General features: G+C 35.9%; 4 protein-coding genes. All 4 read left to right on the top strand.

Features of this window, described 5'->3' with window-relative positions:
- The coding region (locus BKL51_RS10955) for a tetratricopeptide repeat protein (protein WP_369801918.1) at window positions 1-418 on the top strand (418 nt) is incomplete at its 5' end.
- 20 nt (window positions 419-438) lie between these two features.
- On the top strand, window positions 439-993 hold the full coding sequence (locus tag BKL51_RS10950) for a TadE/TadG family type IV pilus assembly protein (protein WP_077466701.1): 555 nt from the start codon (window positions 439-441) through the stop codon (window positions 991-993).
- On the top strand, window positions 971-1,522 hold the full coding sequence (gene tadF / locus BKL51_RS10945) for a tight adherence pilus pseudopilin TadF (protein WP_077466700.1): 552 nt from the start codon (window positions 971-973) through the stop codon (window positions 1,520-1,522). Before BKL51_RS10950 ends, tadF begins: the two co-directional genes overlap by 23 nt.
- Window positions 1,523-1,537: 15 nt before the next feature.
- Entirely contained in the window at window positions 1,538-3,121 is a 1,584-nt protein-coding gene (locus BKL51_RS10940) for a TadE/TadG family type IV pilus assembly protein (protein WP_077466699.1), read from the top strand.
- The last annotated feature ends 37 nt before the right edge of the window (window positions 3,122-3,158 follow it).

Here is a 3,158-nt window from a genome sequence, read left to right as displayed (position 1 = left end):
ATATAATGATGCTGTAAGTATATCTGATTCGATATTATTAACATCTCCTAGAAATGGTGAGGCTTATAATTTAAGAGGAATTGCTTTGGCACAATTAGGGAAATTAAAGGATGCACATATAAATATTCAAAAAGCACGTGAACTATTTATTAATGATGTAACGGCAATTAATAATTTATCTATGTTAAGTATTATTAATGGTGATTATCATAATGCAGTTTCTTTATTATTACCTCAATATCTTAATGGAATTAAGGAGCCTCGTCTGCTACATAATTTAGTTTTTGCCTTAATTAAATTTGGAGACATAGATTATGCCAAAAATATTATTGTTAAAGAGAGTTTAAATACTTCTCCGGATGATTTAATTGAAGCATTAAAGAAAACGGAGCGTCTTTCTAAAGCCGTTGCTAAATAACATGGAAATAGAAAGCGATGATAAGAAAATTTTTATCTAATATAAAGGGCGTTTCTAGTGTTGAATTTAGCTTTACCGTTGCGTTGTATTTTTTTGTGGTAGTGCTTATTTTGGAGTTCTGTCGTTTAGCTATTGTTACCTCGTATTGGGATCTGGCGATTGCGGAAAGTGTCAGAATCGCAAAAAATGAAAATCTAAACAGTACGGGAAACTATGAAGATGTATTTAGAAAAGCATTGAAAGAGCAACGAAAATTACAAGGTGAATCGACTATTGGGTATTTAGCTCAGCTCCAAAAGAACGACTTTGATATTCATGTTAAATATGTAGATTGTGATACCGGTCGCAATTGTATTTCTGCATTATTAGATGAAAAATTTAGGCAGCCTAAAATCGGTAATGACGGAAAACTGGTTTCCCCTAATGGTAAGGATGCAACATTAGCCCGGTATTCTTTAAATTATGATTACGAATTTTTGGTTCCGTTACCGTTTTTTCCTAAATCTTGGACTCGATCGCTACTTAATAGAGAATTTGTTGTGGTACAGGAATATGAAAGATCGCAATTTAATTAATAAATTTTATCGAAATAATAAAGGTTCGGTCAGTATTGAGTTTGTATTCATGCTAATTTTCCTGGCTTTTATCTTCGCTTTTTTATCCGATTTGGTGATTATTCGCTCTACAATGGGAAAATTAGATAATGTTTCTTATTCATTAGTAAATATTTTGCGTGAACGCACGCAATTATATGACAAAGAAGCCCGAATTAATGAGCAAGATTTAAAAAAGTTTGAACAATTGGCTAAGCGTTTGGTTTATGGAGATAAAGAAAGCAAGAAAGACCTATATATCGTGTTAGAGCATTGGCAGGAAGGTAATTCAAGCTCAAAGCGAAATTCATCCCAATGCAAACCTTATCGGAAAATTGATGAGCTGAGTCGGTTATCACCGCGCTCGGAAATTAATAATGAAAGAAAAATTCCTCTTTATCAGGTTACTCTTTGTGTTGAAACAAACAGTTTCTTTAAAGCATTACTGTTAGATAAAGCTAATCAATCATGGGGGATGATTCGTTCATCATCATTCTCGGTTTATCGATAATTTAAAAGTAATTTTATGAGAAAAAAAGATTTAATTGTTTATTGCTACCAAGCATTGAAACGTTTTTATTCCGATGAAAGCGGGGTCTATGCAGTAATGACCGCATTGTTAGCATTTCCATTGTTATTTCTTATCAGCTTTGCAGTGGACGGTTCCGGTATTTTATTGGATAAAGCCAGATTAGCTCAGGCTACGGATCAAGGCGCATTAGCATTAGTGGCCGAAAATAATGGGGAAAGGGAGAATAAGGCACATTATGACGTGAAACGGCAGAATCCAAGTAAGGAAGAAATTGCTAAAGCGGGAGAAGGTGGGAAATTCGCAGCCCAACAACATAAACGAAATTTGGAATTGGTTCATGGTATAGCCGAATACTATTTACGTTCGGATAGGTCGGAAGCAGGAAATGCAAAATCAAAACCGGTAATTATCACAAAGGATTTTGACTATGCCTGTGAGAAAAAAGAGAAGCAAGAAAATCCTTATGTTCGCAAAGAATTTGTTGCCTGTTCCGTGCAAGGAAGTATCGATCGCCAATTTTGGCTACCTTGGGGACAATCAGCTCTTGATCAAAGTTTATTAAAAGCGGGGCGAACGGAGATTAGTTCGGGAAAAACCTATGCGGTTAAAGAAAAAGGAGCAATCCCGGTTGAATTAATGTTAGTTCTGGATTTTTCCAGCTCTATGTTGGATCGTGTTGGAGAAGACACACAAGGTAGGAAGGAGAAAGATAATGATCCTCAGAGTAAAATTAATATTTTAAGACGTGTAGTCGGAAATATTCAGGATATTTTGCTACCTCCGAAAGCACCGGAAAAAGTCAGCCCTTTTAATCGAATCGGCTTTACGGCATTCGCTGCGGGAGCTAAACAAAGAGGTGAGTCCAGTTGTGTGTTACCGTATTATGGAGATAGTCGTTTAGAGTCCGAAATAAAAAGACAACTTTTGAAGTATAACTGGGATATGAAAGATTTTAATCGGTATTTAGATGTACGAAGAACGATCAATCAGATATATTCTTTTAACGGATCAAAAATCAACTATAGCTTAACCTTTAATAATGGAAGATATTGTTTAGGCAGTAATGAAAGGAAACAAACAACCCAAGCTTGGTTTAGTCAAGATAAAAGGAATATTATGGAAATATTAAAAGGGCTCTATCCGAAAGGCGGTACGGCTGCAAGTTCCGGGATGATTGTAGGGGCAAATATTATGATGGACAAGAATACAAACCCCAACGCAGAACCGGCAAAATTAGGATCTAATACACAGAGAGTTATGTTAGTTCTCTCTGATGGAATGGATAACCTGCCGACGGAAAAAACCTTAATTAGCTTGTTAGACGGAGGAATGTGTGAGGCTATACGTAAGCAAGTAGATACATTGCAAGATCCGTCACAGAAAAAACAGCCTACCCGTATCGGTTTTGTTGCTTTCGGATTTAATCCGCCGGCAGATCAAGTGAGAGCGTGGAAAAAATGCGTCGGTGAACATTATTATCAAGCTAATAATGAGAAAGAATTACTTGAGAGCTTTAAGCAAATCATCGGAATAGAAGAAGAGGTCGGTCGATCTTCATCTAAAAAACCGAGTTTTTAATATCTTCTTTTGATTAAATTTAGGGGCTGACGTAGAT

This window comes from Rodentibacter sp. Ppn85 (assembly GCF_001999335.1).
GTDB lineage: Bacteria > Pseudomonadota > Gammaproteobacteria > Enterobacterales > Pasteurellaceae > Rodentibacter.
This window is presented reverse-complemented; position numbering and strand designations above follow the sequence as displayed.